This is a genomic window from Albidovulum sp. (genome assembly GCF_049646345.1).
In the GTDB taxonomy this organism is placed as follows: domain Bacteria; phylum Pseudomonadota; class Alphaproteobacteria; order Rhodobacterales; family Rhodobacteraceae; genus Albidovulum.
Genome location: NZ_JBARVQ010000593.1, coordinates 1 through 3,197 on the forward strand (window position 1 = coordinate 1; position 3,197 = coordinate 3,197).

Consider the following 3,197-nt stretch of genomic DNA (forward strand, 5'->3'; position numbering starts at 1 on the left):
TCGGCTTGCCGCAGGATCGCGATGATCTGCGCCTCAGTGTATCTGCTTGTCTTCATTCGAAATCTCCTCGTTCATCTTGCCGAGAAAATTCTACTCTTGCAGCCCCTTACTTTCGGGGGGGATTACCGAGGAAGAGAATGAAATAGGCCGCTGTTCCCTGCTTGCCGACAGGGTTCCAGAACATCAGGATGACGGTGATCAGTACAAGTTGCATCAAAATGGCGGGAAGAAACCGCCAGATCGCATGCGGTTTCGTCCGGCCTTCTCTCCAATCCGTTGCGACTGCGAATACGACTGCGACTGCGAATGCGCCTGCGCCTGCGCCTGCGCCTGCGCCTGCGCCTGCGCCTGCGCCTGCGCCTGCGCCTGCGCCTGCGCCTGCGCCTGCGAATACGACTGCGAATGCGACTGCGACTGCGAATGCGACTGCGAATGCGACTTCTGCCGGAACATCGAACCGTTCCGCGGCGAACATGCCGCCGAACAAAATCGCGGTGGCGGCAACAAACAATGCCACCCGCCACCGCGATTTTGACATTGCCGAGCAAAAGTAAAAGATTAGCGTAAGCGCCAGCCACAAAGTGACGAAAATTCGGGCAATACGCGTACCCGCAGGGGAAAGCTTCGCATCGCCCAATGTCATCGGATAGCCCGCAATCCACTGCCCGATGAAGGCCAGAACCGGATAGGCGATCGCCAGCAAAAGCGTCAGAGAGGCAAGATTGGCGCTCCAGGCCCGCTGCTTCGATCCGGCACCGCCAGCCAGCTCAGGTCGCGACAGCCGCGCGTCGATCCAATCCAGCAGGCCGGCCATCAGCCTTGCATAAAGCGCCTTCGCGCCGTCCTCTTCCAGCAGCAGGATCATGCGCGGGCGGTCGCGATCATTGCGCCAGATCTTGAAGGCGATCATCAGCCCCGACAGGCTGAAGATGCAGATGAGCGGCACGGAAAGCAGCCAGTGCCAGTCCTCGAAAATCTTCGTCATAAAATCCGTCCGCCCCTGCCCGGTTTCAACCTATGGGCAGGGTGGCGGTTGGTGCAAGCCTGAAAGGGCGCTCAGCGGCGACGGTCGCGCCTTGCGCTCATCGGCTGGAAGGCGACGCCGACATGGGCCTCGCAATAGGGTTTGCCAGGCTGTGCCGAAAGGCCGCAGAACCAGAAATCCTCGGTCGCGGGATCGCCGACGGGCCACTTACAAGTCCGCTCGGTCAGTTCCATCAGGCTGATCTTGCGCGCCTTCTTCTCGATCTCGCGGACCGAGGCCAGGGCTTCGGGGCTGATCTCACCCGCCGAGGGCTGCGGCGGCAGCGGCTGGCCCGCCGGGATGATCGGCTTGCGCGTATGCGTCGCGACCGGTGCGGCGGCCGGTTCGGGGCGCGGCGCGGGTTTCGCTTCAGCCTTGGCGGGTGCCGGCTTAGGGGCCGCCGCGCGCGGTTCTGCCTTGGGCGCAGGTTCTGCCGGTTTGGCCTTGGCCGGTTCCGGCGCACCGCTGGCGCGGTTCGACAGGCCGAGGCGATGGACCTTGCCGATCACCGCATTGCGGGTCACGCCGCCCAGTTCCTTGGCGATCTGGCTGGCCGACTGGCCCTCGGTCCACATCTTCTTCAGGGTCTCGACGCGTTCGTCGGTCCAGGACATGTTCGATCCTCGGCTTGGTGACCCCAAAGGCGGCAATGGCCGGGCGGGTCGTGAATGGCTTGCGTCCCATTTTAGTCGGGACGTGCCGAGATACAAGCGAGGGGCGCGAGAATCAAGCCCATGGGCATCGTCCCTGCGCAAAAGTCGTGGACAGGTCGCGGCTTTCGGGCTATGCGGGCGGCCATGACGATCCGGACCCGCCATATCGCCCGTCCCCGACGCCGCCGCACCTGCGCCTGACGTCCGTCACTCCCGTGGCCCCGCCACATCCCCCATATCGTTGACTTGGCCCGCCCCCTGAGGCACCTCTTGGCCTTCCCTAACGGAGTTCACCCATGATCCCGTCGATCCTGCCCACCTATAACCGCGCGCCCCTCTCTTTCGTGAAGGGCGAAGGCTCCTGGCTGATCGAGGCCGACGGGACGCGATATCTCGATCTCGGTGCCGGGATCGCGGTCAATGCGCTTGGGCACGCCAATCCCGATCTGGTGGCGGCCCTGACCGAACAGGCCGGCAGGCTCTGGCATGTCTCGAACCTCTACCAGATCCCGGAACAGCAAAGGCTGGCCGATCTTCTGGTGGAACACACTTTCGCCGATACAGTGTTTTTCACCAATTCCGGCACCGAGGCGGCGGAACTCGCGATCAAGATGGCGCGGAAATACTGGTACGAAAAGGGTGCCCCGCGGGATGAGATCCTGACTTTCGAAGGCGCGTTCCACGGCCGCTCCACCGGAGCGATCGCGGCGGCCGGATCGGATAAGATGGTCAAGGGCTACGGCCCCTTGATGCCCGGTTTCCGGTCATTGCCATGGGGCGATATGAAGGCCCTGAAGGAAGCGATCAGCGACAAGACCTGCGCGGTGATGGTCGAGCCCATACAGGGCGAAGGTGGGATAAGGCCGATGGCCGACGCCGATCTGAAACTTCTGCGCCAGCTCTGCGATGAAACCGGTGCGCTTCTGATCTTCGATGAGGTGCAATGCGGCGTGGCACGCACCGGCAGGCTCTTCGCCCATGAATGGGCGGGCGTCACCCCCGATATCATGATGGTCGCCAAGGGCATTGGCGGCGGCTTCCCGCTTGGCGCCGTGCTCGCCACCGAAAGCGCCGCTTCGGGCATGATCGCGGGCACCCATGGCTCTACCTATGGCGGCAACCCCCTGGCCTGTGCCGTCGGCGTCAAAGTGATGGAAATCACCACCGACCCCGCCTTTCTCGCCGAGGTCAATCGAAAGGCGGGCCTATTGCGGCAAAAGCTCGAAGGGCTCGTGGATTCCCATCCCGACATCTTCGAAGGCGTCCGGGGGCAGGGGCTGATGCTCGGCCTGAAATGCAAGGCGGCCCCCGCCGATATCGTCAAGGCGGGTTACGCCCAGCACATCCTGACGGTTCCTGCCGCCGACAGTGCTTTGCGCCTGCTGCCGCCGCTGACCATCACCGACGAAGAAATCGCCGAGGCTGTCACACGGCTGGACGCCGCCGCGACCGCGCTTGAAAAAGCCGAAACCTCTTCTTCTGTTTGAAAATACCTCCCGGGGGTCCGGGGGCAGGCAGCC

3 protein-coding genes are annotated in these 3,197 nt (G+C 63.4%); 1 reads left to right on the plus strand and 2 read right to left on the minus strand.

Translation table 11 applies throughout. From position 1 onward, the window contains the following. Positions 1 to 106: 106 nt before the first annotated feature. Positions 107 to 985 (minus strand): hypothetical protein, encoded by an 879-nt coding sequence (locus WBB85_RS15460; protein ID WP_432639495.1) that lies wholly within the window; start codon positions 983 to 985, stop codon positions 107 to 109. 71 nt (positions 986 to 1,056) lie between these two features. Beyond that, complete coding sequence (locus WBB85_RS15465; RefSeq protein WP_432639496.1) at positions 1,057 to 1,638, minus strand: GcrA family cell cycle regulator; 582 nt, start codon at positions 1,636 to 1,638, stop codon at positions 1,057 to 1,059. A 335-nt stretch (positions 1,639 to 1,973) separates the two neighbouring features. Between WBB85_RS15465 and WBB85_RS15470 the strand changes: the two genes are divergently transcribed. Further along, positions 1,974 to 3,164, plus strand: a complete 1,191-nt coding sequence (locus tag WBB85_RS15470; RefSeq protein WP_432639497.1) for an aspartate aminotransferase family protein — start codon at positions 1,974 to 1,976, stop codon at positions 3,162 to 3,164. Positions 3,165 to 3,197: the final 33 nt, after the last annotated feature.